The 25,202-nt window shown below is 69.3% G+C and carries 20 protein-coding genes and 3 pseudogenes; 12 read left to right on the top strand and 11 right to left on the bottom strand.

Annotated features, from left to right (window positions below; genetic code table 11):
• Window positions 1-239 precede the first annotated feature (239 nt).
• Window positions 240-626: pseudogene (locus OG202_RS07170) on the top strand (transposase); the annotation flags it as partial.
• On the opposite strand, the gene OG202_RS07165 reads toward OG202_RS07170, so the two are convergent.
• Together OG202_RS07165 and OG202_RS07160 are read right to left on the bottom strand one after the other, a co-directional pair.
• Entirely contained in the window at window positions 618-992 is a 375-nt protein-coding gene (locus OG202_RS07165) for a hypothetical protein (protein WP_328224800.1), read from the bottom strand. The pseudogene OG202_RS07170 and the gene OG202_RS07165 sit on opposite strands and share 9 nt — an antisense overlap.
• A 612-nt stretch (window positions 993-1,604) precedes the next feature.
• On the bottom strand, window positions 1,605-2,897 hold the full coding sequence (locus OG202_RS07160) for a cellulase-like family protein (protein WP_328222509.1): 1,293 nt from the start codon (window positions 2,895-2,897) through the stop codon (window positions 1,605-1,607).
• A gap of 159 nt (window positions 2,898-3,056) precedes the next feature.
• Here OG202_RS07160 and OG202_RS07155 point away from each other — a divergent pair, with 159 nt between their 5' ends.
• A complete protein-coding gene (locus tag OG202_RS07155) occupies window positions 3,057-5,120 on the top strand; it encodes a glycoside hydrolase family 2 protein (RefSeq protein WP_328222508.1) in 2,064 nt (687 codons plus the stop codon).
• 170 nt (window positions 5,121-5,290) lie between these two features.
• Here OG202_RS07155 and OG202_RS07150 read toward each other — a convergent pair whose 3' ends face one another.
• From OG202_RS07150 to OG202_RS07140, 3 genes are all read right to left on the bottom strand, one after another.
• Window positions 5,291-6,220, bottom strand: coding sequence for a carbohydrate ABC transporter permease (locus tag OG202_RS07150; RefSeq protein WP_327730907.1), 930 nt, complete (start codon window positions 6,218-6,220; stop codon window positions 5,291-5,293).
• Window positions 6,217-7,122: a carbohydrate ABC transporter permease gene (locus OG202_RS07145; RefSeq protein ID WP_326584529.1), complete on the bottom strand. Its 906-nt coding sequence runs from the start codon at window positions 7,120-7,122 to the stop codon at window positions 6,217-6,219. Before OG202_RS07145 ends, OG202_RS07150 begins: the two co-directional genes overlap by 4 nt.
• A 64-nt stretch (window positions 7,123-7,186) precedes the next feature.
• Window positions 7,187-8,533 (bottom strand): ABC transporter substrate-binding protein, encoded by a 1,347-nt coding sequence (locus tag OG202_RS07140; RefSeq protein WP_405895990.1) that lies wholly within the window; start codon window positions 8,531-8,533, stop codon window positions 7,187-7,189.
• Window positions 8,534-8,707: 174 nt separating this feature from the next.
• Here OG202_RS07140 and OG202_RS07135 point away from each other — a divergent pair, with 174 nt between their 5' ends.
• The 6 genes from OG202_RS07135 to OG202_RS07110 are packed head-to-tail and all read left to right on the top strand — an operon-like array spanning window position 8,708 to window position 13,940.
• The gene (locus OG202_RS07135; protein ID WP_326584531.1) at window positions 8,708-9,451 is read left to right on the top strand and encodes an SDR family NAD(P)-dependent oxidoreductase; all 744 of its coding nucleotides are present in this window, start codon (window positions 8,708-8,710) and stop codon (window positions 9,449-9,451) included.
• 55 nt (window positions 9,452-9,506) lie between these two features.
• Window positions 9,507-10,256, top strand: a complete 750-nt coding sequence (locus OG202_RS07130; protein ID WP_326584532.1) for a FadR/GntR family transcriptional regulator — start codon at window positions 9,507-9,509, stop codon at window positions 10,254-10,256.
• Window positions 10,253-11,398, top strand: coding sequence for a galactonate dehydratase (gene dgoD, locus OG202_RS07125; protein ID WP_326584533.1), 1,146 nt, complete (start codon window positions 10,253-10,255; stop codon window positions 11,396-11,398). Before OG202_RS07130 ends, dgoD begins: the two co-directional genes overlap by 4 nt.
• 50 nt (window positions 11,399-11,448) lie before the next feature.
• Complete coding sequence (locus OG202_RS07120) at window positions 11,449-12,069, top strand: bifunctional 4-hydroxy-2-oxoglutarate aldolase/2-dehydro-3-deoxy-phosphogluconate aldolase (RefSeq protein WP_328222507.1); 621 nt, start codon at window positions 11,449-11,451, stop codon at window positions 12,067-12,069.
• Between the two features lie 32 nt (window positions 12,070-12,101).
• A complete protein-coding gene (locus OG202_RS07115; RefSeq protein ID WP_327732327.1) occupies window positions 12,102-13,022 on the top strand; it encodes a sugar kinase in 921 nt (306 codons plus the stop codon).
• 15 nt (window positions 13,023-13,037) lie between these two features.
• Entirely contained in the window at window positions 13,038-13,940 is a 903-nt protein-coding gene (locus OG202_RS07110; RefSeq protein ID WP_328222506.1) for an SMP-30/gluconolactonase/LRE family protein, read from the top strand.
• 602 nt (window positions 13,941-14,542) lie between these two features.
• On the opposite strand, the gene OG202_RS07105 is transcribed toward OG202_RS07110, so the two are convergent.
• Window positions 14,543-15,853, bottom strand: a complete 1,311-nt coding sequence (locus tag OG202_RS07105) for an ABC transporter substrate-binding protein (RefSeq protein WP_328222504.1) — start codon at window positions 15,851-15,853, stop codon at window positions 14,543-14,545.
• A gap of 351 nt (window positions 15,854-16,204) precedes the next feature.
• Here OG202_RS07105 and OG202_RS07100 point away from each other — a divergent pair.
• The 3 genes and pseudogenes from OG202_RS07100 to OG202_RS07090 all read left to right on the top strand — a co-directional run.
• Window positions 16,205-16,786 (top strand): annotated as a pseudogene (locus OG202_RS07100) (LacI family DNA-binding transcriptional regulator); the annotation flags it as partial.
• On the top strand, window positions 16,764-17,111 hold the full coding sequence (locus tag OG202_RS07095; protein WP_328224659.1) for an RICIN domain-containing protein: 348 nt from the start codon (window positions 16,764-16,766) through the stop codon (window positions 17,109-17,111). The pseudogene OG202_RS07100 and the gene OG202_RS07095, both read left to right, overlap by 23 nt.
• Before the next feature lie 480 nt (window positions 17,112-17,591).
• Window positions 17,592-19,718: a glycoside hydrolase family 2 protein gene (locus tag OG202_RS07090; RefSeq protein ID WP_328222503.1), complete on the top strand. Its 2,127-nt coding sequence runs from the start codon at window positions 17,592-17,594 to the stop codon at window positions 19,716-19,718.
• 198 nt (window positions 19,719-19,916) lie between these two features.
• Here OG202_RS07090 and OG202_RS07085 read toward each other — a convergent pair.
• Window positions 19,917-20,114: pseudogene (locus OG202_RS07085) on the bottom strand (helix-turn-helix domain-containing protein); the annotation flags it as partial.
• Here OG202_RS07085 and OG202_RS07080 point away from each other — a divergent pair.
• Window positions 20,083-20,247 carry a hypothetical protein gene (locus OG202_RS07080; RefSeq protein WP_327730914.1) on the top strand — a complete coding sequence of 55 codons (165 nt, stop codon included), beginning with the start codon at window positions 20,083-20,085 and terminating at the stop codon, window positions 20,245-20,247. The pseudogene OG202_RS07085 and the gene OG202_RS07080 overlap by 32 nt on opposite strands.
• Before the next feature lie 784 nt (window positions 20,248-21,031).
• On the opposite strand, the gene OG202_RS07075 is transcribed toward OG202_RS07080, so the two are convergent.
• Genes OG202_RS07075 through OG202_RS07060 form a run of 4 tightly spaced genes read right to left on the bottom strand, consistent with a single transcriptional unit; the run spans window position 21,032 to window position 25,127 of the window.
• A complete protein-coding gene (locus tag OG202_RS07075; RefSeq protein ID WP_328224658.1) occupies window positions 21,032-22,804 on the bottom strand; it encodes an acetyl/propionyl/methylcrotonyl-CoA carboxylase subunit alpha in 1,773 nt (590 codons plus the stop codon).
• Entirely contained in the window at window positions 22,801-23,262 is a 462-nt protein-coding gene (locus OG202_RS07070; RefSeq protein ID WP_328222502.1) for a cobalamin B12-binding domain-containing protein, read from the bottom strand. Before OG202_RS07070 ends, OG202_RS07075 begins: the two co-directional genes overlap by 4 nt.
• 40 nt (window positions 23,263-23,302) lie before the next feature.
• Complete coding sequence (locus OG202_RS07065) at window positions 23,303-23,509, bottom strand: acyl-CoA carboxylase epsilon subunit (protein WP_326584539.1); 207 nt, start codon at window positions 23,507-23,509, stop codon at window positions 23,303-23,305.
• A 16-nt stretch (window positions 23,510-23,525) separates the two neighbouring features.
• Window positions 23,526-25,127, bottom strand: coding sequence for an acyl-CoA carboxylase subunit beta (locus OG202_RS07060; protein WP_328222501.1), 1,602 nt, complete (start codon window positions 25,125-25,127; stop codon window positions 23,526-23,528).
• Window positions 25,128-25,202 lie beyond the last annotated feature (75 nt).

Here is a 25,202-nt window from a genome sequence, read left to right as displayed (position 1 = left end):
CCGTCCTGGCGATCAGCTCACGTCGCGTCGCCGAGCACGCCGAGGGCCGCGGTCAGGGCCACGGCCGCGAGGGCAAACAGCAGAAGGACGGCACCGACACCGCTCCACGCGGATCGGGTCCTTGCCCGGCCGTCAGGTGCGGCCGGGCCGGGCCGGTCGCGGTTGCCGAGCCGTTCCTTGGCCTTGGTGTCCCGGTCGGCAGGGGACGGCCGGACAGTTCGGCGATCCCCCGCTCCTGAACCTGCGATCCGGACCGTTGCCGGGTCGCGGGACTCAGTGAGGAAACCGTCATCGCGGCCAAGCCGGAAGTGGCCCGGATGGTGATCGAAAGGTTCCTGGACACTGGACACAGCGTCGGCTGGGCCACGGGTGACGAGGTCTACGGCGGCAACCCGATACTGCGATCCGCGCTGGAATACCGCGGCACCGGTTATGTTCTCGCGGTGGCCTGCTCAGCCGAAATGACCACCGGCGCAGGTCCGTTCCGCGCTGATGTGCTGGTGAAGAAGGTGCCGAAGAGGGCCTGGCAGAGGCTTTCGGCCGGACGTGGCGCGAAGGGGCAGCGGCCGGACTTTGCCGCGTGCGGACGAAGAGCCTCGGCGCCGGAACGACCGGCGTCACGACAGCAGCATTCGCGTCCATATCACGGCGAGGAACGCGCAGGTGAGCGCGAACAGGCTCTGCACGACGGCGCTGACCGGCATTCTCAGGCGGGCGTGCACGACGGCACCGGTCGCCGCCACGGCCGGAACGCCCCAGACGACGAGCCATATCAGGACGGGGACGTCGCGGGAGTGCGTGGTTGCGGAGGAGCGCGGCGGCTGCGCGCTGCCCATGCCGACCATGACGAACAGCATCGTGGCGACTGCGACGATGACCGCGTCCGCGACCAGCAACAGCAGGGCGACCGCGATGTCTATGAGCAGGGAGGGGCGTTCGCGGGTCTGGGGAGGCGCCGGGGTGTCCTGGTCGTCCTCGAGCGGTGAGGCCATGACCAGACTGCACCACGGAATGGCGTGTTCGGCGCCGTGCGGGATCGTGTAGCGGCGCGACTGTGACCAGCCGTCACCACGGGCGACGAGGAGCCGTTCCTCAGGACTCGGAGACGACCAGGGACGCTTGTTCTCATGGGCCCTGTCAGGCGCGTCGAAAGGCCGGTTCAACGGCCTAGCAGGACATCGAGCCAGGGGCCTGGGGCCATGTGGACTTGAACCGGATCTTCCCGGGTGACGCGGAGCTCGCACTCGCTGCGGCTGCCGACTACCGGACATCGAACACAGAGGAGGCACGCCATAAGCACACCGTTCCGGAAAGGATCTGCCCGACGAGGCGGACGTGGTGGTGGTAGGCGGTGCCTCACCGGTCTGTCCACCGCCTGTCACGCCGCCCGCAGGGGTTGCCAGGGTCGTCTCGACGAGTCCGCCGTGCAGGTCGGCGCGGACGGCCTCGGCTGAGCCCCCCGACGTACGGGAGCGTTGGGGGCACTCCCGCGACAGCCGGTGCTCATGCTCCGGTGTGAGCTGTCCCTCGGCCTGACCCGGACCGCATGACGCCCTGCCCGATCGGCTTGCCGTCCGCACCCCGGGCCGCCGTGGGACTCGGGTTCAGTCCGCGGTGATACGGGAGTTGACCCGTCGCATCCAGTCCGCGTCGGTGTGCCACATGGGGTGGTGCGGGGCCGCGTTGGAGGTCAGGAGCACGCCCTGGAAACCCGCGGCGAGGCAGCTGTCGACGACGAACTCGGCGATGTCCTTGCCGACGGCGTCCTCCTCGAAGCGCGTCAGCAGGGGGGTGTAGCCCACGACGCCTTCGCCGAGGACGGCGGGGATGCCGCGGCGGCGGGCGAACTCGGCGACCGAGTCGACCCATCCGGCCAGGGTCTCCCGCATGGCCTGTCGGTGCGCCGGATAGTTCTCGTAGAGCCACAGGTCCCAGCGGTCGGGGTCGACCCAGTCGTGGGCGTAGAACAGTTCGCGCGGAATGCCGGTGGCGGCCAGCCGCCAGGGCTCGTCCGGCTGGTAGTCGGCGAAGGCGGGCGCGTCGGGGCGCAGCATGGCGGCCAGTTCGGGGGTGGGCCAGGTGGCCGTCTCGGGTGCCGATTCGGTGCCGTGGCCGAGTCCCACCACCTCGTACAGGGCGCCGAGCACGCCGTAGACGTAGAAGTGGAAGTGCGCGATCTGGGCCTGCTCCGGCAGGTCGTCGAGCTCGTCGGGCCAGGGCTCACCCAGCGAGTAGGTGACGGGGATGTCGGGGTGGCGTGCCCGCAGCAGCTTCACCGCGCGTTCGAGGGGGCCGCGCAGCCGGGCGTAGTGGCCGGGGGTGCCGTCGGCCGGCACCAGGTCGCAGTTGTCGACCTCGTTGTGCACCTCGACGTAGGCGACGTGGTCGGCCAGCCCGCGTCCGGTGAGGAAGTCCAGCAGTTCGGCGAGGGATTCGGCCACCGCCTCGGCGCGGTCCGGGCCGGGAACCGCGGCCAGGGCGCGGTGCCAGGCGTCGGTGTCGGCGAAGCTGGGGGACTGCTGGTACTCCCACGAGGACACGATCACCTTGCAGTCGTGGCGGGCGGCCGCCTCGAACAGCTCGACGAGCCGCCAGCGGCCGTCCAGCGGATAGCCGCCACGCACGTCGTACCAGCGGGTGCGCTGCCCGAACTGCTCGCCCAGGCCGCGGACCTGGATGGACTCCGGGGCGTGGACGCGTCCGGAGAACAGCAGGAAGGGCATGGCGCAGATGCGGACGGTGTTGAAGCCCCGCTCCACCGTCTCGGCGAAGGCGCGGTCGAGGTCGGCGAACGGTTCGCCGGGTCCTGCCTGTGTGTACCAGCTGAAGTCCCACAAGGTGATGGCGAGCCGGCCCGTGGGCTCGCTCGTGGTTGTTCGCTGCGGTGTGGTGGTCATGAGGTCACCCGTCGTTCGTGTGCGGTAGGACGCCGTCGGCGGCTCGACGGCACCACGCTAGCTCAATTCATTATTTATGAATAATCCTTGACGAGGGTGGCGGGGTTGTCCAGGCTGTGGGGCGGACGAACACGTACGTGATCCGAGGAGCCGCCTGCCATGACCGAATCCATCCATCCGTCCCGGCGCACCGTCCCGTCCCGGCGCACCGTCGTCACGGCACTCGGCGCGGCCGCCTTCGTCGCCCTGCCGGCCTGGCCGGAGACGGCGCGAGCGGCAGACGGTACGGCCGCCGCCGCGGACGGCCCGGTGCTGGACACCCACCCCACCACCGAGCCCTCCGGCACCCATGTGCGTGACATCGGCGGCACCAACGTTGTCTTCCGGTACGGCGCGGTCCTCCCCGCGTTCGACGGCTGGCGCACCCATGAGCCGACCCGCGAGTACCTGTCCCTGGACAGGAAATGGCGCTTCCGTTTCGACCCCGACAACCAGGGGTTCGGCGAGGGCTGGCAGTCCGCGCACCACGACGACAGGACGTGGGGCCGCATCGACGTCCCGGCGGCCTGGGACCTGCTGGACACTCCCGGATTCGGCTCGGAGACCGGCCCCTTCGCCCGGGGCACCGCGTTCAGCGACGGCTACGCCTGGTACCGCACCACCGTCGACGTGCCCGCGTCCTGGCGTGCCCGGCACGTACGCATCGCCTTCCTCGCCGCCGGGTACAGCGCCGAGGTCTGGCTCGACGGCAGGCATCTCGGCAAGCACGAGGGGGCCAACTCCCCCTTCGCGCTTCCGGTGGCGGGGGCGCTGAGACCGGGAACGCGTCAGACGATCGCCGTCCGGGTCTTCCGCCGGGCGAGCTACACCGACTACACGGACTCGACTCCCCAGCCGGTCACGGACGACCATGAGCTGCCGTACAAGCCCGTCGACTACTGGCCCTACGCGGGCCTGACCCGGTCGGCCTGGATCGAGGCGGTCCCGCAGGTCACCATCGCCAAGCTGCTCGCCGTCGGCGCGAACGGGCGCCTTGAGGCACGCGCGGTCGTCGAGAACCACAGCGCCTCCGACTTCGAGGGCCGGCTCACCCTGGATCCCGGCCGGGGAAGCGGCGGTCGGCCCGTCGTGGTCGCGGCCCGGATCGCGGCCCGGTCGGCGGGCGTGGTCCGCGTCTCGGTCCCGATACCCCACGCCCCGCGCTGGAGCCCGGCCGCGCCGCACACGCTCACCGCCCGCGCGACCCTGACCGCCGGGAGGCACTCAGGGGCGCGGGTGGACACGCTGTCCACCGGGTACGGCGTGCGTGAACTGACCATCGGCGAGGCCCAGTTGCGGTTGAACGGCAAACCTCTCTTCCTCAAGGGCCTCAACTGGCACGAGGAGACCGCCGCGCACGGTAGGGCGATGACACCGGCCGAGTACGACCGGGAACTGGGCCATGTCACAGCAGTGGGCGCCAACTTCATCCGCAACTGCGTCTACAACCGCCACCCGTACGTCTACGACTGGGCGGACCGGCACGGCGTGCTGGTGATGGACGACATCGACACCATGTGGCTCAACACGGCCCAGGAGAAGCTGCAGACCGAACGCTACGGCCTTGCCCGCGCCCTGGCCCTGACCATGGCGTGGAACCAGCACAACCACCCGTCGGTGATCCTCTGGTGCCTCCAGAACGAGTCGGAGATCGACGCCGACGGCGCCCCGGTCTACCGAGCCTGGCTCGCCGACCTCAAGGCGGCCGTGAAGGCGGTCGACCTCACCGCCCGCCCCGTCACCTGGGCCTCCAACACCAGCAACGACCCCGCCTTCGACCTCGCCGACGTGATCGGGTTCAACGAGTACTTCGGCTACTTCTACGGCAAGGACGCCGACCTCGGCCCCACGCTGGACGCGGTGCACGCGAAGTATCCCGGCAAGCCGATCCTGATCACCGAGAACGGCACCTGGTCCGTGGCGGGCACCCACGGCCCCAGCACCACACAGGGTACGGAGGAGTGGCAGGCGGCGAGCTTCACCGCCCACTGGGCGCAGGTGACCGCGCGCAGCGAGTTCGTCGCCGGCTTCACGTACTGGGTCCTCAAGGACTACAAGCAGCGGGCCGGGTACAACCAGGCCTACAACGGCATCTCCGTCATGGGCCTGCTCACCTTCGAGGAGGAACGGCCCAAGCTGGTCCACGACGCGTTCCGCGAGGCGGTGAATCCCAGGGGCAGGTGACCTGCCAGGGTGCGGCGGAAGGGGGAGGGGCGGTCCGCCCCTCCCCCTTCCGCCTTCGAGCGCTCAGCGACGCGGCGGCCGCCGCACACACCGTCCACGTGGACGCGCGAACTGGCCGAGGCGCTGCCCGACGACGACCAGTACGCCAACATCTTGTTTCTCCGGCGGCGTCAGCCCTTTACGCTGCCCTCGGTCAAACCGCTGCGCCAGAAGCGCTGCAGGGCGATCATGGCGATCATCAGAGGGACGACGGAGACGAAGGCACCTCCCACGGTCATTTGATAGAGCTGCGGTTGGCGGTCGGCGAAGGACTGCCACGACGTCAGACCGAGGGTGATGGGGTACAGCCTGGAGTCGGAGAGCATGACCAGCGGCAGGAAGTAGTTGTTCCAGATGCCGACGAACTGGAAAAGGAAGATCGTCACCAGGGCGGGGGTCATGATGCGCAGAGCGACGACCGTGAAGATGCGGAGCTCTCCCGCGCCGTCGATGCGGGCTGCCTCCAACAGCTCGTCCGGTATGGATGCCGCGGCGTAGATCCGGCACAGGTACACGCCGAAGGGACTGACGAAGCTCGGCAGCAGTACGGCCCAGTAGGTGTTGGCCATGCCTGCCTCGCTGAACAGCAGGTACATGGGCAGCGCCAGCGCCGTGGCAGGGATCAGGACGCCACCCAGCACGATGTTGAAGATCGTGTCGCGGCCGGCGAAGGAGAACTTGGCCAGCGCGTAGCCGGACATCGCGGCCAGCAGCGTCGCCACACCCGCGCCGACGCCCGCGTACAGCAGGCTGTTGGCGGCCCAGCGCAGGTAGATCGCATCGTCGTAGGTGACCACCTGGTGCAGGTTGCTCAGGAACCGGGGATGGGAGAACCACAACCCGAAGCTGCCGAACAGGTCGCCGGTGGACTTCGTGGACGCCACGACCAGCCAGTACACCGGGAGCAGGAAGTACCCGGCGGCCGCCACCAGCAGGCCGGTGACCAGGATACGACTGCGCGTGGTGACCCCGGTGATGCCGCCGCGCGGCGTCGTGCCGTCGTCTGGGGCCGGCGTCTCGCCCTTTGGCGGGACCGTGCGGGCCGGTGTCTTGAGACTCACGCGTCCCCACCCCTCTTGTTGATCAGCCGCAGAAAACCGAAGGAGAGCACGAACGCGGCTAGGGCGAGCAGCACTGCCTCGGCGGCGGCGAGGTGGTAGTTGTCGTTGGTGAACGCCTCGTTGTAGGCGCTGAGGTTGGGGGTGTAGGCGCTGTCGATGCTCGATGAGACGGGCTTGAGCACCAGCGGTTCCGCGAACAGTTGCAGCGTGCCGATGATGGTGAAGACCGTGGTGAGGATCAGCGCCGGGCGCAGCAGCGGCAGTTTGACGTGCCGGACGGTCATCCACGCACTGGCGCCGTCGATGCGGGCGGCCTCGTACAGTTCCGCGGGGATGGTGCGCAACTGGGCGACGAGAACCAGGACGTTGTAGCCGGCGAACTCCCACGTGACGATGTTCGCGATGGACCACAGAACCGTGTCTCCGCCCAGCAGGTCGACCGACACCCCCAGGTGGCGCATGCCGTCCACGAGAGGGCTGACTCCCGGCACGTACAAGAAGCCCCACAGGATGGACGCGATGACCCCGGGAACGCCGTAGGGCAGGAAGAAGGCGGCGCGGAAGAACGGCACGCCTCTGGCCGAGGCGCTGTCCAGCAGCAGCGCGAGCCCGGCGGCCAACGCGACCATCACCGGCACCTGGACGGCCGCGAACAGCAGTACGCGACCGATGCTGCGCACAAAGGCGTCATTGGACAACGCGTCGGAGTAGTTGCGCAGCCCTGCGAAGACGGTATGGCTGCCGCCGAGCCCCAGGGCTCCGGTGCGCTCGACATCCATGACGCTCTGGTAGACGGCGTAGCCGATGGGGAGGGCGAAGGTCAGGAGGAACAGCAGGAGGAACGGCGCGACGAAGACGACGGGCGCCAGATTTCTGCGGCGGCGGGGCGCTCGGGTGGGCATCAGGGTTCTTTCTGGAGTCCGGAGGGGAGAGCGGCGGCGGCCGTGTCGCGCCCTCCGGAGGTGGTCACTGGCCGGTGGAAACCTTCAAACCCTTCTTCTTCAGGTCCTCGACGGTCTGCTTCTGCGCCTGCTGGACCGCGGAGACGAACGTCCCCTTGCCGGCCAGGGCGGCCTGGAAGCCGTCGTTGAGGTGCTGGTAGGTGGCGCCGATCGTCGGTATCCACTTCCACGAGGTGTCGATGTTCTTGTCCGCCTCCGCGAAGACCTCGTTGTACTTCTGGCCTCCGAAGAACGTCGACGGCTTGTCCAGCGAGGAGCCCTTGTACCCGTCGGCCGCCGCGGGCCAGCCGTATCCGCCCTGCAGCAGCAGGTCGACGCTCGCGGGGTCGGTGTTGAGCCATTCGGCGAACTTCAGGGCCTCGGGGATGTGCTTGGCGCCCTTGAGGACAGCCGTGGAGGATCCTCCCCAGTTCGCGGACACGTTCGAGCCCTTGGTCCACTGCGGCATGGGTGCGACCGCCCATTTGCCGGTGGTCCGAGGAGCGTTTCCGCTGATGATGGCGTCGCCCCACTGGGCACTGACCCACGAGGTGATGGCACCGGTCTGCAGGTCCTTGTACCAGCCGTTGGCGAAGTCAGGTTCGGTCTTGATCACTTTCTTGCTACGCAGTTCGTCCCAGAAGGCGGCGACCTTGAGGGTCTGCGGGGAGTCGATGTTCACCGACCAGGTGTCGCCGTTCACGCCGAACCACTTGGCGCCGGCCTGCCATGCGAGTGCGGTGAACCAGGCGGAGTTGCCGGCGGGGAAGGTGCTGATGTAGGCCTTCGGGTCGGCTTTGTGGATCTTCTCCGCGGCCTGGGCGAACTCGTCCCAGGTGGCGGGCGGCGTGATGCCCCACTTCTTGAACAGGTCGGCGCGGTAGAACAGGCCCATCGGACCGGACGCCTGGGGGATCGCGTAGACGGCCGAGCCGAAGACTCCCTGCTGCCACTGCCAGTCCACGAACTTCGACCGGTCCTTGTCCGCGCCGTACTGCGACAGGTTCACCAGGCCGTTCTCCAGCAGGAACGAAGGGATCTCCTGGTACTCCACCTGCGCCAGGTCGGGCGCGTTGCCGCTCTTGAGCGCGGCGCGCATCTTCGCGTAGCCGCCACTGCTGCCTGCCGGGATCTTCTCCAGTTTGACGCGGATGTCCGGGTGGGTGGCGTTCCACCTGTCGACGGCCTTGTCGACGCCGGGAACCCACGACCAGAAGCGCAGGTCGACCTTCTGGCCGGGCTTGGCGGGTTCCTGGACTGCGGGGTCCTTCGAACCGGTCGAACCCCCGCAGGCGGAGATCACCAGGGCGGCGGCGGCAAGGGTCACTGCGAGTGCGCCTCGGCTTCTGCGGAGGTGTTTGGTGCGGCTCATGCGGCTCATGGGAGGAGGTCCTTCCTCGCTTCGTACAGAGGTGCCTGTGCTGCCGGTCAGTTTCGGAGCGGCATCACCACCCCGTCAAGATATATTCATAATTAATTGAAACAGCTATGGTGGGCGCGTAGGCAGGAGCGAGGGGAGACGTACGTGATGACGGAATGCCGCAGGATGACGGGGCGCGTGGCGGTGATCACCGGTGCCGCGCACGGAATCGGCGCGGCCACGGCTCGCAGACTCGCGGCCGAAGGGGCGGTGGTCGTGGTCACGGACGTGGACGACGCGGCCGGCAAGGAGGTCGCGGCAGGCATCACCGACAGCGGAGGCCGCGCGGAGTACGTGCGCTGCGATGTGACCTCGGCCGCCGACTGGGAGAACCTGGCCCGTCACGTCGCCGAGCACCACGGCCGGCTGGACGTACTGCACAGCAACGCCTACGCCCAGCTCAACAAGCCCGCCCACGAACTGAGCGAAGCCGAGTGGGACGGCCAGATGGCCGTGCTGCTGAAGCCGGCCTGGCGGGCGATGAAGACGTTCGCGGCCCTGCTGCGCGAATCCTCGGGGTCCGTCGTCCTCACCTCCTCGGTGCACGCGGTCATCGGACTGCCCGGCCACGCCGCCTACGCCGCCGCGAAGGGCGCGCTGTGCGCACTGGGGCGCCAACTGGCCGTCGAGTACGGGCCGGACATCCGGGTCAACACGGTCCTCCCCGGCCCCATCCTCACCGCCGCCTGGGAAGGCATACCGGAGCCCGACCGCGCGCGCAGCGTGGCGGCCACGGCGGCGAAGCGGTTCGGCCGGCCCGAGGAGGTGGCCGCCGCCGTAGCCTTCCTGGCATCGGCGGACGCCTCCTATGTGACCGGAGCCAGCCTCGTGGTCGATGGAGGATGGAGCGTCATGAAGGAGTCCTCGTGAGCGCCGCGCCCCGAGCGGGGCGCCGACCGACAGGACCGATACGGAAACGGAGAACGTGGTGACCCATCCCCCCAAGGGGCTGCACGGACAGGCCGTGGAGGAGCTGGGCCGGCGCATCATTCGCGGCGACTACCCTCCGGGCTCCGTGGTGGACCCGGTCAGGTTCGAGACGGAGCTGGGCGTCAGCAAGACCGTGGTGCGCGAGGCGCTGCGCGTGCTGGCGTCCAAGGGTCTGATCGAGTCGAAGCAGAAGCGCGGTACGACCATCCGGCCCCGTGCCGACTGGAACCTGCTGGACAGCGACCTGCTGCGCTGGCAGGGCAGCAGCGCTCCCACCGAGGGCTTCCTGGAGGACCTCGGCGAGGTCCGCGCGATAGTCGAGCCCGCCGGAGCTCGGCTCGCCGCCGTGCGCCGCACCACGTCCGACCTGGACGCGATGCGGCAGGCGCTCGACGCGATGGCGGCGGCCGGGACGGACGCGGACGCGATGGTCGAGGCGGACCTGGCCTTCCACCGCGCCCTGTTGGACGCCGCGCACAACGAACTGCTCAGCCGGATGGAGGTCGTCATCGAGGCCGGCCTGCGGATCCGTGACCGGATCGTGCACGGCGCCCGGCACTTCTCCGACTCCATCCCCGTGCACCAGGAACTGCTGGACGCGGTCGAAGCGGGCGATCCGGACGCTGCCGTGGCCGCCGTCGAGTCCCTCCTGGCCCAGGCCTCCGACGACCTGGCAGCCGTACGCGCCGACCGGGACGACCACGACGACGCGGCGACCGATTCGCTGCCGAAGGAACTTCCTTGAAGATAACCGGACTTGAGACGTTCCTGGTGGCCCCGCGCTGGCTGTTCCTACGTGTCGCCACCGACGAGGGCGTCACCGGCTGGGGCGAGCCCGTGATCGAGGGCCGCGCCGAGACCGTGCGCGCCGCGGTCCACGAACTGGCCGACTACCTCGTCGGCCGCGACCCGCTGCGCATCGAGGACCACTGGCAGGTGCTCACCAAGGGCGGCTTCTACCGGGGCGGCCCCATCCTCTCCAGCGCCGTCGCCGGCATCGACCAGGCGCTGTGGGACATCGCCGGCAAGACCTACGGCGTCCCGGTGCACCGCCTCCTCGGCGGCCCCGTCCGCGACCGCGTCCGGATGTACGCCTGGATCGGCGGCGACCGCCCCAGCGAGGTCGCGGAGCTGGCCGAGGAACAGATGAAGGCGGGCTTCACCGCCGTGAAGATGAACGGCTCGGCCGAACTCGCCCCGATCGACACCCCGGCCCGCACCGCCGAGGTCGTCGAACGCGTCGCCGCGGTCCGTGACGTGCTCGGCGACGAGCGCGACATCGCCGTCGACTTCCACGGCCGCGCCTCCACCGCCATGGCGCGCCGCCTGCTGCCCCAACTGGAGCCGCTGCACCCGCTGTTCGTCGAGGAACCCGTCGCGCCGGAACACTCGGGCAACCTGCGCAGCCTGGTCGAGTCCACCAGCGTTCCCCTCGCCACCGGCGAACGCCTCTACTCCCGCTGGGACTTCCGCGAGGTCATGACCAGCGGCATCGCCGTCGCCCAGCCCGACCTCTCGCACGCCGGCGGTATCTCCGAGGTCCGCCGCATCGCCGCCATGGCCGAGACGTACGACGTGACCATGGCTCCGCACTGCCCCCTCGGACCGATCGCCCTGGCCGCCAGCCTGCAGATCGCCTTCTCCGTGCCGAACTTCCTCATCCAGGAACAGAGCATGGGCATCCACTACAACCAGCGGTGCGACCTGCTGGACTACGTGATGGACCCCGAACCCTTCCGATTCGTGGACGGTTACGCCGTCCTGGGGTCCCGCCCGGGGCTCGGCGTCGAGATCGACGAGAAGGCGGTACGCCGCGCAGCCGAGACCGGACACCGCTGGCGCAACCCCATATGGCGCGGGTCCGACGGGGCGTTCACCGAGTGGTGACCACCACCAGGCCGACCCCCGCACCCCACGCCCAAGGAGAACCCGCTCGTATGAACCTGGTGGAATCGCTCCGGACCCACCGCCTGCTGGCGATCGTCCGCGGCAAGGACCCCGCCGCGGCACTGCGCACCGTACACACCCTCGCCGAGGAGGGCATCGCGGCCGTCGAGGTCTCGCTGACCACCGCCGACGCCCTGACCGTCATCAGGCAGGCATGCGCCGAACTCGGCCCCGACGCACTGCTCGGCGCGGGAACCGTGCGCTCCGCCGCGGACGCCGCCCGTGCCGTCGACGCGGGCGCCTCCTTCCTCGTCACCCCGGCACTGGTCGACGGACTGGAGCCCTACGGCGTACCCGTGCTGATGGGCGCCCTGACACCGACCGAGATCGAAACCGCCCTCGCACGTGGCGCCGACGCGATCAAGCTCTTCCCCGGCTCCCTCGGCGGACCCGGCTATCTGAAGGCTCTGCGCGACCCCTTCCCCGAGGTGCCCTTCGTGCCCGTCGGCGGAGTGGACGCGCAGGCCGCCCGCGACTACCTCGACCGGGGTGCCCTCGCCGTCGGCGTCGGCTCTCCGCTCGTCGGGGACGCGGCCGACGGCGGCGACCTGGGCCAACTCCGAGCCCGCGCCGCCGAGTTCCGCAAGATGGCCGTCGGGGAGAGGCCGTGACACCACCTGAAGTCGTGACCTTCGGCGAGACCATGGCGGCGCTCCGGGCCCAGGGCGCGCTGCGGCTGGGCGGTGGTCTCGGCCTGTCCGTCGCCGGAGCCGAGTCCAACGTCGCGATCGGCCTCGCCCGGCTCGGCCACCGGGTGCGCTGGGCAGGCCGCGTCGGTGCGGACGAACTCGGCGCGCTGGTCCTGCGCACGCTGCGCGCCGAGGGCGTCGACACCGACCACGTGGTCACCGACGACGCCGGCCGGCCCACGGGACTGCTGCTGACCGAACCTCGTCTGGGAACGCTGACCCGCGTCAGTTACTACCGTGCGGGTTCCGCGGGTTCGGCAGTCGCACCGGACGACGTACTGCCCGCGCTGGCCCCGGGGTCCCGCGTTCTGCACCTGACCGGCATCACGCCTGCGCTCGGTCCCTCGGCGGCCGAGGCGGTCCTGGCCGCCGCCAAGACCGCCCGCGAGAGCGGTGTCACCGTATGCCTCGACGTCAACTACCGCTCCCGGCTGTGGACGTCCGACCGCGCCCGCACCGCCCTGCGACCGATCCTGGACCATACGGACCTGCTCATCGCCTCCGAGGACGAACTGCCGCTGGTGCAGGAAGTGCCCGGGGCGGGCGAGTCCGAGGCCGTGCACACCGTGCTGGCGGCAGGCGTCGCCGAGGTGGTCGTCAAGCGGGGCGCCCGGGGTGCGACCGTCTTCACCGCCGACGGCGCGACCGACCGTGCCGCGCGAGAAGTTGACGCAGTCGACCTGGTCGGCGCGGGCGACGCCTTCGTGGCCGGATACCTCTCCGGCCTCCTTGACGGCACGGACATCCCCGCCCGGCTGCACCGGGCGGTCACCACCGCGGCCTTCGCCGTCGCCACCCGGGGTGACTGGGAGGGCCTGCCGACACGGGACGAACTCGGCCTGTTCGACGAGCCCGAGGGCACGACCATTCGCTGACCCGGAGAAGTGATCATGACATCCGCATCAACACCGACGTCGGTCGTCGTGGACGGCGCGTACGAGCTCGCCGAGGGCGGCCGTTGGATCGACGGCCGGTACGTGTACGTCGACATTCTCAGCGGTCGGCTCTTCGAACTCCGAGACGGCACCGACCTGGCGACACCACGCCAACTGGCCCGGCTCGACGTGCCGTTGGGCGCCGTCGCGCCGGTGGGGGACCGGCCTGGGGCGTGGATCGCCGCCGCGGGCACCGGCATCGCGCTGCTCACCGCCGATGGGGCACTGGAATGGCTGGACCGCCCCGAGGACCGCACTCCCGTCGCCGGCCGCATGAACGACGGCGTCGCGGACCCCGCGGGCCGCTTCTGGACCGGCAGCATGGCCTACGACGGCACCCCCGGCGCGGGCTCGCTCTACCGAACGGACCCCGACGGCACGGTGGTTCGCGTCCTCGACGGCCTGACCATCGCCAACGGGCCGGCCTTCACCGCTGACGGCACGACCATGTACCTCGCCGACACGGCCGTCGGCACCATCCTCCGCTGCCGGGTCGACCCCGCCTCCGGCGACCTCGTCGGCGGCCCGGAGACCTTCGCCCGACTGCGCGACGGCGAAGGCAGCCCCGACGGGATGACCGTCGACGAGGAGGGCTGCCTGTGGGTCGCGATGTGGGGCGCCTCCGCGGTCCGCCGCTACCACCCCGACGGTCACCTGCTCCACACCCTGACCGTGCCGGCCCCCCACCCCACGTCGGTGTGTCTGCACCCCGGCGACAACCGCCTCTACATCACCACCGCTCGCTACGGGGTGACGAACCCGACTGCGGCCTCGGGCGCGGTGCTGAGCGTCTCCGTACCGGTCGGAGGAACGGAGGCCTGCTCCTGGCGCCGACCGCGTCCGGCCACCATCGCTTGACCGCCCGGACGCACTGATCAGCGGCTTCGACACAGCGCAGGTGACCGGGCAGGCACCTGGCATGGTGCTGCGGTCCGGTCACTTCGGCAGGTGGATCAGCCGGGCTCACGGACGACGGCGACGCCTCCCGGTGGGACGGTGATGGTTCCGGTGACCGGTGTGCCGTGAGGAGTTCGACGCCTTCGGCAGGTGCCTCGGCGCCCTTTCCGGTGTGGTCGATGAGGAACAGGCAGTCTGCCTCCGCGCCCCGGCGCCGGACGACCTCGATCCCGGCGGGTGCGTCCTGCTCCTGCGTGACGCCGGCAAGCGGCTCTTTGGCCGCGGGATCCTGGCCGGGACCGAGCCGGACATGTTCGAAGGGAGCGCGACGTCGGTGACGTGGGGGTCGAGCGCGCCGGATGCGACCAGTCCGGCCGGCAGACCCGCCATCAGGCCCAGCGTGAGCCTGTCTCGGCGGGTCGGCAGCCGCCGGTGGTCCTGTGGAACCCGCCCCCTTGCCGCCCGCGGCGCCCGGAGGCGGCGCCGCGGCCGCCTCCGGGATCTCCGTGGGCGGTTCGGAGCTCATGGTGTCGGTGCTCATCCGCTTCAGAAGGGGGTCGGTCTCAGTCGGACGCGAAGATCGTCTTCTTCTGGCGCTCGATCGAGGACAACAGGCTGTCGATGTCCTTGGGATTGCGGATGAACTTCTGCAGCGCGGGCTGCATGACCGTCGAGGTGAAGTCCGGCCGGCTGTCACGGTCCATGAACTGCGTGAGATGCTTCGCGCCGCTGATCATCTCGTAGCCCTTCTTCTGCAGGGCGCTGTAGCCGGAGGTGTCGGCCTTCGTGGAGGCGGCGATAAGGCTCGGGTCGGCCTTCAGGTAGATCTCCTCGGCCTGGGCCGTGCCCAGGAATTCGAGCAGTTTGACGGAGCCGGCGTGGTTCTTGGGCTTCTTGCTGAGCATGATGCCGTCGGTCGGCGCCTCCACGGTGTCCTGCTCGTACGTCGGGTCGATCTCCGGGAAGGCGAAGAAGTCGAGGTCGTCCAGGTCTGCCTTGTCGGTGAACTGCTGGGCCACGAACATGCCAAGCATGTACATGCCGGCCTTCTTCGCCACCAGCGTCTGGGCGGCGTCCTGCCAGGTACGGCCGACCGCGCCTTCCTGGTGGTAGGGGAGGGTCTCGGCCCAGGTGTCGAAGACCTTGCGGACCTTCGCGTCGGTCCAGGAGGCCTTGCCCGCCATCAGTTCGACGTGGAAGTCGTAGCCGTTGAGGCGGAAGTTGATCTGGTCGAAGGAGCCCATCGCCGGCCACGCGTCCTTGTCACCGAAGGCGATCGGGACGAGGCCGTCCTTCTTCATCCGCTTGCACAGGGCGACGTACATGTCCCACGTGGTGGGGACCTCGTAGCCGTACTGCTGGAAGACACTCTTGCGGTAGAAGACCGCCCACGGGGACGTCGTCAGCGGCACCATGTAGTACTTGCCGTCCTGACCCTTGCTCAGGTCGTGCATGGCACCGGGGAAGTTGCCGCCGATCGACTTCCACACGTCGTCGATCGGGGTGGCCAGCCCCTTGGCCGCGAAGAACTGCATCCGGTAGCCGGCGAACCACTGGAACACGTCGTCCGGCGTGCCCTGCAGGTAGGTGTTGATCTGCTCCTGGAACGTGTTGTGGTCCTTGGTGTTGATGTCGACCGCGATCCCGGACTGCTTCGTGAAGGCCGCGTAGACGTCGGCGTACCCCTTCTTCGGGACGGCGTCGGACGCGTTGGAGCCGACGGTGACGGTCTTGGGGTCGGCCGCGGTGCCACTGCCGCCGCAGGCGGACAGCAGCGGGACACCAGTACCGAGGAGTGCGGCCCCACCGAGTCCGCGCAGCACGGCGCGGCGGCTGGTGCCAGGCAAGGACTGACCAAGGGGTGAATGGCGCATTTCGGCTCCTGAGAGGCTGTCACAACCCGGGCATGGCACATCGGCTCAAGGGGGCGTGGCGGGAAGAAGCGGTCGACGATGCGACCAGAAGCGAACGTGATCGGACAGATCCAATCGGCTGACGCGTCGAAGAGTGAACTTTCCAGGGACTGGCTGTCAAGCGTCTGCGGAGAACGAGTTGAGCGAACCGCCCCTGGCGAGGGAATCCGGTCGGCGACGGAAGAAATGCTGCACCTTCTCTTGACGCGGAGCCTGCGGCTACGTAGACATGACCGCGCGGTCAGTGACCGCGCGGTCATACGGTTGACCTCGTTCGATGGTCACTCGTGGTCACACTCGTCGGGAGTTCCCATGACACCAGTGGTGGGGCGCGGCGCGGGTCCCCCCGCGCCGCGCCGCGAGGACGTGGCTCGTGCGGCCGGCGATTCGCGCAAGACGGTGTCGCGGGTCCTCAACAACGAGCCGTATGTCTCCGACGAGGCCCGTCGACGCGTTCTCCAAGCCGCCCAGGAACTCGGTTACCGGCTGAACCACGCGGCCAGGGCGGTGGCCTCGGGCCGAAATCGTTCGATCGGTGTGGCCGCCCTGGGGTCGGCCGGGTATGGAACGACCTCACTCCTGGTGGGCATCGAGAGGGCCGTACGGGACGCCGGCTACGCGCTCCGTGTGGTCAACACGGTGGACGGTGACCCCGAAGGCATCGCCGGCGCCGTGCTGTCGCTCCTCGAACAGGGAGTTGACGGTGTCGTCGTCTCCGAGCCCGTCGTGGAAGGGGAGGTGCCCGTCATGATCGACGCGCCCGTCCTCTTCCTGGGCGCGCCACCGGCCTTCGCCTGCGCCCGGACCCTGACCGTGGGAGTGGGCGTGGGCGCGTACGAACTGGCGCGGGCGGCCACCGAGCACCTGCTGGATCTGGGCCATACGACCGTACGTCCTCGTCGACAAGAACAGCGGCAAGTACCTCGGCATCCCCCAGGGCTCCACCACCGCCAACCAGCGGCGCGACTCAGCCTGCGCCTGCCAACTGTTCACCTTCCGGTCCGCCGGCGGCGGAGCCTGGACCATCAGGAACGTCAACAGCAACAGCAACCTCAACCTCGACATCCGCAACTCCTCCAGCACGGCAGGTGCGGCCGTCGTCCAGTGGAACAGCCTCAGCTTGACGACCAGCTCTGGAAGATCGTCCGCATCAACTGACCAGACGAAAGGCAGGGACGACCAACATCCCGCCTGCCGGGCACGCGGGCCAAGTCGGTGAGCCCGGCAGCTCTGTCCCGCACGGCCTCCGCTCGCCCTCCATGACGTCCGCCGCGGTCTGCTGAGCGCGAAGTGGATTTGGGCGGCGGCCAGTTCGACGAGCCAGTGGGTGGATCGGCTCCGTCACCCTCCACCCGCGCACGGACACCGGCGAGTCCGGCGGCGGCACGGCGGGCTTCCCGTCGACTTCACCTTTCAGGGCCGGCCCGGCGGGGTCAGCGCCACACCACCTTCCGCACCATCACTGCCGAACCAAACCCCAACGGGGCCGCCCGGACTTACACCCTCACCTCCGCCACCGGCCGTCCCTTCCGTCTGCGCGTCACCGAGCTCGGCAAGCCCGCGTCGGACGAGACCACCACGTACCGCCTGCAGCTCGCCGAGGCGACGGTGACGCCGGCGTGAACGTGATGCCGCGGTCCGTCGACGAAGCGCCACCAGAAAAGCCTTCTACTTCACCTCTGAGAAAGTGAGTCATGAGATGACAGGTTTCCCCACGCGCCGACAGGTGCTGAGCGGGACGGCCGGGGGAGTGCTTGCCTCGTTGGCGGGGATTCCGCCGGCCGGCGCCGCCTTCGCGGCCACGACGTACACGGCGCCGAACCCGCGTGTTCGCATCGACCTCAACAAGGGGTGGCGCTTCGTCAGAGAAGACGTCAGCGGTGCGGAAAATCCCGGATTCGATGACTCCGGATGGGCGTCCATCAACACACCGCACACCTGGAACGCCGTCGACGGTGCCGACGGTGGCAACAACTACCACCGTGGAGTGGGCTGGTACCGCCGCCGTTACACCGTCCCGTCCGAACTGGCCGGGAAGAGGCTGTATCTGCAGTTCGCCGGGGTCAACCAGGTCGCCGACGTGTGGGTCAACGGCACGTATCTCGGGCAGCACAAGGGCGGATACTCCCGGTTCAGGTTCGGCGTCACCGGCGTGCTCGTTGCGGGCGGGGACAACGTGATCGCGGTGAAGGTGACCAACGCCCGCGACACCAACATCGCGCCGGTGAGCGCGGACTACACCTTCGAGGGTGGCATCTATCGCAATGTGAGCCTGTGGGCCATCGACAACCTGCATGTGCGGATGGAGGATTACGCAGGCCCCGGGATCTACCTGCGGCAGAGCAACGTGACCGCGGCATCGGCCACGGTGACGGTGACGACGAAGCTGTGGAACGACAGCAGCACCACGAGATCGGTGGTCGTCCGCAGCGTCATCGCCGACAAGAGCGGGACCGTCGTCGCGGAGAGCAGCAGTACCGCGCAGGCCCTCGCCGCGGCCGCCGGCGCCGAGATCAGACAGACCCTCGGCATCGACCGCCCCCGCCTGTGGAACGGCCTGGCGGATCCGTACCTCTACAGCGCAAGCGTCGAGATCCATGACGTCACCGCGGGCGCGGACAGGATCGCGGATGTGGTGACCGAACGCCTGGGCCTTCGCTCCGTGGCAGTGGACGCCGACACCGGCTTCCACCTCAACGGCAGCCACCTCGGCCTGCACGGCGTCAATCTGCACCAGGAGCGGGCCGTCAAGGGCTGGGCGGTGACCGACGCCGATCACACACAGGACTTCGACCTCATCCGGGAACTCGGCGCCAACGCCATCCGGATGGCGCACTACCAGCACGACCAGAAGGACTACGAACTCGCCGACGAACGCGGGCTGATCGTCTGGGCCGAGATCCCGCTGGTCAACTCCGTCACCGACTCGCCCGCCTTCACTGCCAGCACCCAGAACCAGATGCGTGAGCTGATCCGGCAGAACTACAACCACCCGTCGATCGTCTTCTGGGGCATCGGCAACGAGCTGACCGATTACAACGGCACCGCTACGAACAGACTGCTCGCGTCACTGGCCGGCATCATCGAGGCCGAGGACCCGGACCGGCTCTCCACCTACGCCGTGCGCGGCGAAGACCCCGACAACGCGCAGGCAGGGCTGCACACGCGGACCACGGGCTTCAACAAGTACTACGGCTGGTACTACGGTTCCAAGGACGGTGACCTTGGTGCCTGGGCCGACAACCTGCACGCGAACTCCCCGTCCCGCAAGATCGCCATGTCGGAGTACGGCGTCGGCGCCAGCACCACCCAGCACGCCCTGAACCCGCCCAAGCCCGCACCCGGGGGTTCCTGGCACCCGGAGGAGTACCAGGCGCTGTTCCACGAGGCGGCCTGGAAACAGCTCGCCGCCCGTCCGTACATGTGGGGCTCGTTCGTCTGGGCCATGTTCGACTTCGCCTCCGACGGCCGCAACGAAGGAGACCGGCCCGGAATCAACGACAAGGGCCTGGTCACCCGCGACCGGCAGATCCGCAAGGACGCCTTCTACTGGTACAAGGCCAACTGGGCGAGCACTCCGACCCTTCACATCACCAGTCGTCGCTGGACCCAGCGAACCGATGCCACCACCGAGCTGAAGGTCTACTCCAACGCGGACCAGGTCACCGCGACCCTCAACGGCACCTCCCTGGGAACCCTGAGCAGCGGCGACCACATCTTCAGGTGGGCCGGCATCACACTGAAGCCGGGGCAGAACACCGTGCTGGTGACCGCGACCATCAACGGCTCCACGTACACCGACAGCGTCAATTGGACTCTCGCCTGAGATCGAGTGAAGGCTTTCGGCGCCGTCGCGGCCGCTGCCTGTTCCAGGCAAGGGCGGGCGCTCACGTGGCGGTGCCACCCGTTGCCACCCGGCTGGGGCCCGCGCTCGGCACGCAACCGGGCGGGACCGTCCAGCCGGGCCGCTGCATGCCGCCGGCCCGCTCGCCGGGCGCCGCGGAGGGCCGGTGAGTCCCCAGTCGGCGGGGGACGTCCGAGCGATCAGGCAGATGTGCTCGCGCACTCGGCTACTGATCGTCCTGGGGCGTCCCCCGCTCCATTTTGGGTCCAGCGCGTCGAACCCTCGCTCGTTGAACGCGTGGATCACATCGTGGACGTAGTCGGCGCTGACCTGCAACAGCGAGGTGATGTCCGGCACCGACCGGCCCTTGGCGGACATCATCACCACGATCGCCCGCCGCAGCCTCACCGGATCCTTCGCGGTCCGGCTGATCCGCTGCAGCCGCCGACCCTCCTCCAAACTGACCGGCCGGACGAACACCTCCGGACGACGCCCCACAGCCACCCCATGACCACCTGGAGGCAGGTCGCCGCTTCAGAGACGACCGATCAATTACCCAGCCCACCAATCGAGATGAGCCAGTAGAAGAAGCCCAGCTTCTTCGGTGAGTAGCTCACCGGCAGATTCTTCGTCTGCTGGTGGTACAGCACCAATGCATCGCTGACCTGCGCACATGGCGACTACGGGCAGCTCGTCGGAGCCATTGGCCCGGGAATGGTCCGGATCGTGCTCTGCCCGGGGCGGCCGCCTGGTGCTAGGCAGCGGTCGGGGGCTACGGCAACTGCTCGTACTTCCTGCCAGGCAGTGGCGCCGGCGGCCAACACTGCCCTGCACGCTGTCACTGCGGGGCGACGTCCGCTGGCCGTGGCCGCAGGCGGTGGCCAATGGCCGGGCTCCTACCCTCAGGTGTGGATGGGGCGCGGCCTGCCCGCGCTCGGACTCACTGCCGGGGAGACTGTGACGCGGCAGCAGATGGAGTTCGTCTGACGAGCTGTTCGCGATCAACTCGCCGACGCACTTCGCGAAGAGGCCGGGCGCCGGCAGGAGGCTGCTGTCCTCAGCGCGTACTGCACGGCATTGGAGCGTCGTATCGGCGAGCTGGCCCGTGCTGAGGACGAGTCGGCTCGGGCTCGGCCCGACGTCGGTTGCAGTGGGCGAGGGAGTATGTGGGGCCGATGGACCCCTTGACCCGGCTTCCAGGAATGCCGCGCACGGGCCGCGCACGCGTCGGCGGGCTGCTCGCGCGGTCCCCCGCGCCCCTGTGGAGCAGGGGGCGCGGGGGTTCTATGCGTGGGTCAGTCCTTGATTTCGCAGATGGTGGCGCCGGAGGTGATGGAGGCGCCGACGTCCGCGCTGAGGCCCTTGATGGTGCCGGAGCGGTGGGCGTTGAGGGGCTGTTCCATCTTCATGGCTTCCAGGACGACGACGAGGTCGCCTTCCTTGACCTCCTGGCCTTCGTCGACGGCGACCTTGACGATGGTGCCCTGCATGGGTGAGGCGAGGGTGTCGCCGGAGGCTGCCGGGCCGGACTTCCTGGCTGCGCGGCGTTTGGGCTTGGCGCCGGCCGCGAGGCCGGTGCGGGCCAGGGTCATGCCGAGGGCGGCCGGGAGGGAGACCTCCAGGCGCTTGCCGCCGACCTCGACGACGATGGTCTCGCGGTCGGTGTCGTCGTCGGTCTCGGTGTCGGCCGGGGTCGCGAACGGCTTGATGTCGTTGACGAACTCGGTCTCGATCCAGCGGGTGTGGACCGTGAAGGGGTCGGTGGAGCCGGTGAGTTCGGGGCCGAACGCCGGGTCGGTGACGACCGCGCGGTGGAAGGGGATGGCGGTGGCCATGCCCTCGACGTGGAACTCCTCCAGGGCGCGGGCGGCACGCTGCAGGGCCTGCTGCCGGGTGGCGCCGGTGACGATCAGTTTGGCGAGCAGGGAGTCCCAGGCCGGGCCGATCACGCTGCCGGACTCCACGCCCGCGTCCAGGCGGACACCGGGGCCGGCGGGCGGGGCGAAGGTGGTGACGGTGCCGGGGGCGGGCAGGAAGCCCCGGCCGGGGTCCTCGCCGTTGATGCGGAACTCGAAGGAGTGGCCGCGCAGCGGCGGGTCGTCGTAGCCGAGTTCCTCGCCGTCGGCGATACGGAACATCTCGCGGACCAGGTCGATGCCGGTGACCTCCTCGGTGACCGGGTGCTCGACCTGCAGGCGGGTGTTGACCTCCAGGAAGGAGATCGTGCCGTCCAGGCCGACCAGGAACTCCACCGTGCCGGCGCCGACGTAGCCGGCCTCCTTGAGGATGGCCTTCGACGCGGCGTACAGCTCGGCGTTCTGCGCCGGGGAGAGGAAGGGGGCCGGGGCCTCCTCGACCAGCTTCTGGTGACGGCGCTGCAGGGAGCAGTCACGGGTGGAGACCACGACCACGTTGCCGTGGCTGTCGGCCAGGCACTGGGTCTCCACGTGACGGGGCTTGTCGAGGTAGCGCTCCACGAAGCACTCGCCCCGGCCGAACGCGGCGACGGCCTCGCGGACGGCGGAGTCGTACAGCTCGGGGACCTCTTCGAGGGTGCGGGCGACCTTCAGGCCGCGCCCGCCGCCGCCGAAGGCGGCCTTGATGGCGATCGGCAGACCGTGCTCCCGGGCGAACGCCACGACCTCGTCCGCGCCCGAGACCGGGTCGGGGGTGCCCGCGACGAGCGGGGCGCCGGCACGCTGGGCGATGTGACGGGCGGCCACCTTGTCGCCCAGGTCGCGGATCGCCTGCGGCGGCGGGCCGATCCAGATCAGACCCGCGTCCAGCACCGCCTGCGCGAACTCCGCGTTCTCCGAAAGGAAGCCGTAGCCGGGGTGGACCGCGTCCGCACCGGCGTCCTTCGCCGCCTGCAGCACCTTGCCCATGTCCAGGTAGCTGGTCGCCGGCGTGTCACCACCCAGCGCGAACGCCTCGTCCGCGGCCCGCACATGCAGTGCGTCCCGGTCCGGCTCGGCATACACGGCCACGCTCGCGATCCCGGCGTCCCGGCATGCCCGGGCGACGCGGACAGCGATTTCGCCTCGGTTGGCGATCAACACCTTGGTCAGCATGACGGCTCCAGTGTGTCGCTCCGAATCGTGGTGAGGCGGTTCGCCGCCTCGACGATCTGACTGATGCCCGAACCGGGGGTGAAGACCGCGTCGACGCCGAGGGCTTCCAGCGTGGGGATGTCGTCGTCGGGGATGATGCCGCCGACAAGAACGCGGACGTCACCAGCCTCTTCCTGCTGCAGCAGCTGGAATACGCTCTCGACGATCGTCAGATGAGCGCCCGACAGCACGGAGAGCCCGAGGAGGGGTGCGTCCTCGGCGATGACGGTGGCGACGATCTGTTCGGGAGTCTGGTGGAGGCCGGTGTAGATCACCTCGAAGCCGGCGTCACGCAGTGCCCGGGCGATGACCTTCGCGCCCCGGTCGTGGCCGTCGAGTCCTGGCTTGGCGACCACCACGCGGGCGCGGGGTGCCGGAGCCGTGCTGGGCTCCGGCCGCTGTTGCAGGGCATTCATGAGTTCTCCAAGTCGCGGGACGAGGCGGGACCCCGCTCGTTCAACGGGGCCAATGGGAGGTTCGCCAGGTTGTCGACCCCGGCTGCGTGAGGGTGTGGCGGGGGATATCGCGCGCTTTGTCCGCCCACTCGCAAAGCCGCTCGGGTGCTTTGGGAACATATGCCGCCGCGACGCGAGCGTGTACCACCGCCAGGGCGGCGGCGAGTTCCTCCGGGGTCGGATTGCCCCGTACGACTTTGATCGTCATGGCACGCTCCTGGGGCCTAGAGGGGGATGTTTCCGTGCTTCTTCGGGGGGAGGGATTCCCGCTTGGTGCGGAGTTGGCGGAGGCCGAGGGTGAGGTGGCGGCGGGTTTCGGAGGGCATGATCACCGCGTCCACGTAACCGCGTTCGGCCGCGGTGTAGGGGTTGAGGAGGGTGTCCTCGTACTCCTGGATGAGGCGGGCGCGTACCGCCTCGCGCTCGTCGTCGGGGGTGGCGGCGATGGTGCGGCGGTGGAGGATGTTGACCGCGCCCTGGGCGCCCATGACGGCGATCTGGGCGGTGGGCCAGGCGAGGTTGAGGTCGGCGCCGAGGTGCTTGGAGCCCATGACGTCGTAGGCGCCGCCGAAGGCCTTGCGGGTGATGACCGTGATGAGGGGGACGGTGGCTTCCGCGTAGGCGTAGATGAGCTTGGCGCCTCGGCGGATGATGCCCTCGTGTTCCTGGCCGACGCCGGGGAGGAAGCCGGGGACGTCGACGAAGGTCAGGACCGGGACGTTGAAGGCGTCGCAGGTGCGGACGAAGCGGGCCGCCTTCTCGGAGGCGTCGATGTCCAGGCAGCCCGCGAACTGCATCGGCTGGTTGGCGACGATGCCGACCGGGTGGCCCTCGACGCGGCCGAAGCCGGTGAGGATGTTCGGGGCGAAGAGGGGCTGGGTCTCGAAGAACTCCGCGTCGTCCAGGACGTGTTCGATGACGGTGTGCATGTCGTACGGCTGGTTCGCGCTGTCGGGGACGAGGGTGTCCAGTTCGCGGTCCTCGTCGGTGAGGGCGAGGTCGGCCTGTTCGGGGAACGCGGGGGGTTCGCTGAGGTTGTTCGACGGGAGGTAGGACAGGAGCTGCTTGACGTACTCGATCGCCTCCTTCTCGTCGCCCGCCATGTGATGGGCCACGCCGGAGGTGGCGTTGTGGGTGCGGGCGCCGCCCAGTTCCTCGAAGCCGACGTCCTCGCCGGTGACCGTCTTGATGACGTCCGGGCCGGTGATGAACATGTGCGAGGTCTGGTCGACCATGACCGTGAAGTCGGTGATCGCGGGGGAGTAGACCGCGCCGCCCGCGCACGGGCCGACCACGAGGGAGATCTGCGGGATCACACCGCTCGCGTGGGTGTTGCGGCGGAAGATCTCGCCGTACATGCCCAGGGCCATGACGCCTTCCTGGATGCGGGCGCCGCCGGAGTCGTTGATGCCGATGACGGGACAGCCCGTCTTGAGGGCGAAGTCCATGGCCTTCATGATCTTCTGGCCGAAGACCTCGCCGAGCGAACCGCCGAGGACGGTGAAGTCCTGGGAGAAGACGGCGACCGGGCGGCCGTCGACCGTGCCGTAGCCGGTCACGACACCGTCGCCGTAGGGGCGGTTGTTCTCCATGCCGAAGTCGGTGGAGCGGTGCCGGGCGAACTCGTCGAACTCCACGAAGGAGTCCTCGTCGAGGAGCAGTTCGATCCGCTCACGGGCCGTCAGCTTGCCCTTGGCGTGCTGCTTCTCCACCGCGCGCTCGGAGCCGGCGTGCGTCGCCTCATCGATACGGCGCTGCAGATCCGCGAGCTTCCCCGCGGTCGTGTGAATGTCGGCGTCGGACGGGTCTGTGGTCCGGGTGCTCACCGGGTGGGTCCCTTCTGGTTGAGGCGGCCGAACGGCAGGCACGCTGAGGAAAGTCGTTGAGGTGTCATGCTCGTA

Source organism: Streptomyces sp. NBC_00310 (assembly GCF_036208085.1).
Lineage (GTDB): Bacteria > Actinomycetota > Actinomycetes > Streptomycetales > Streptomycetaceae > Streptomyces.
The sequence above is the reverse complement of the archived record's forward strand: the minus strand, read 5'-3'. Positions and strand labels throughout refer to the sequence as shown.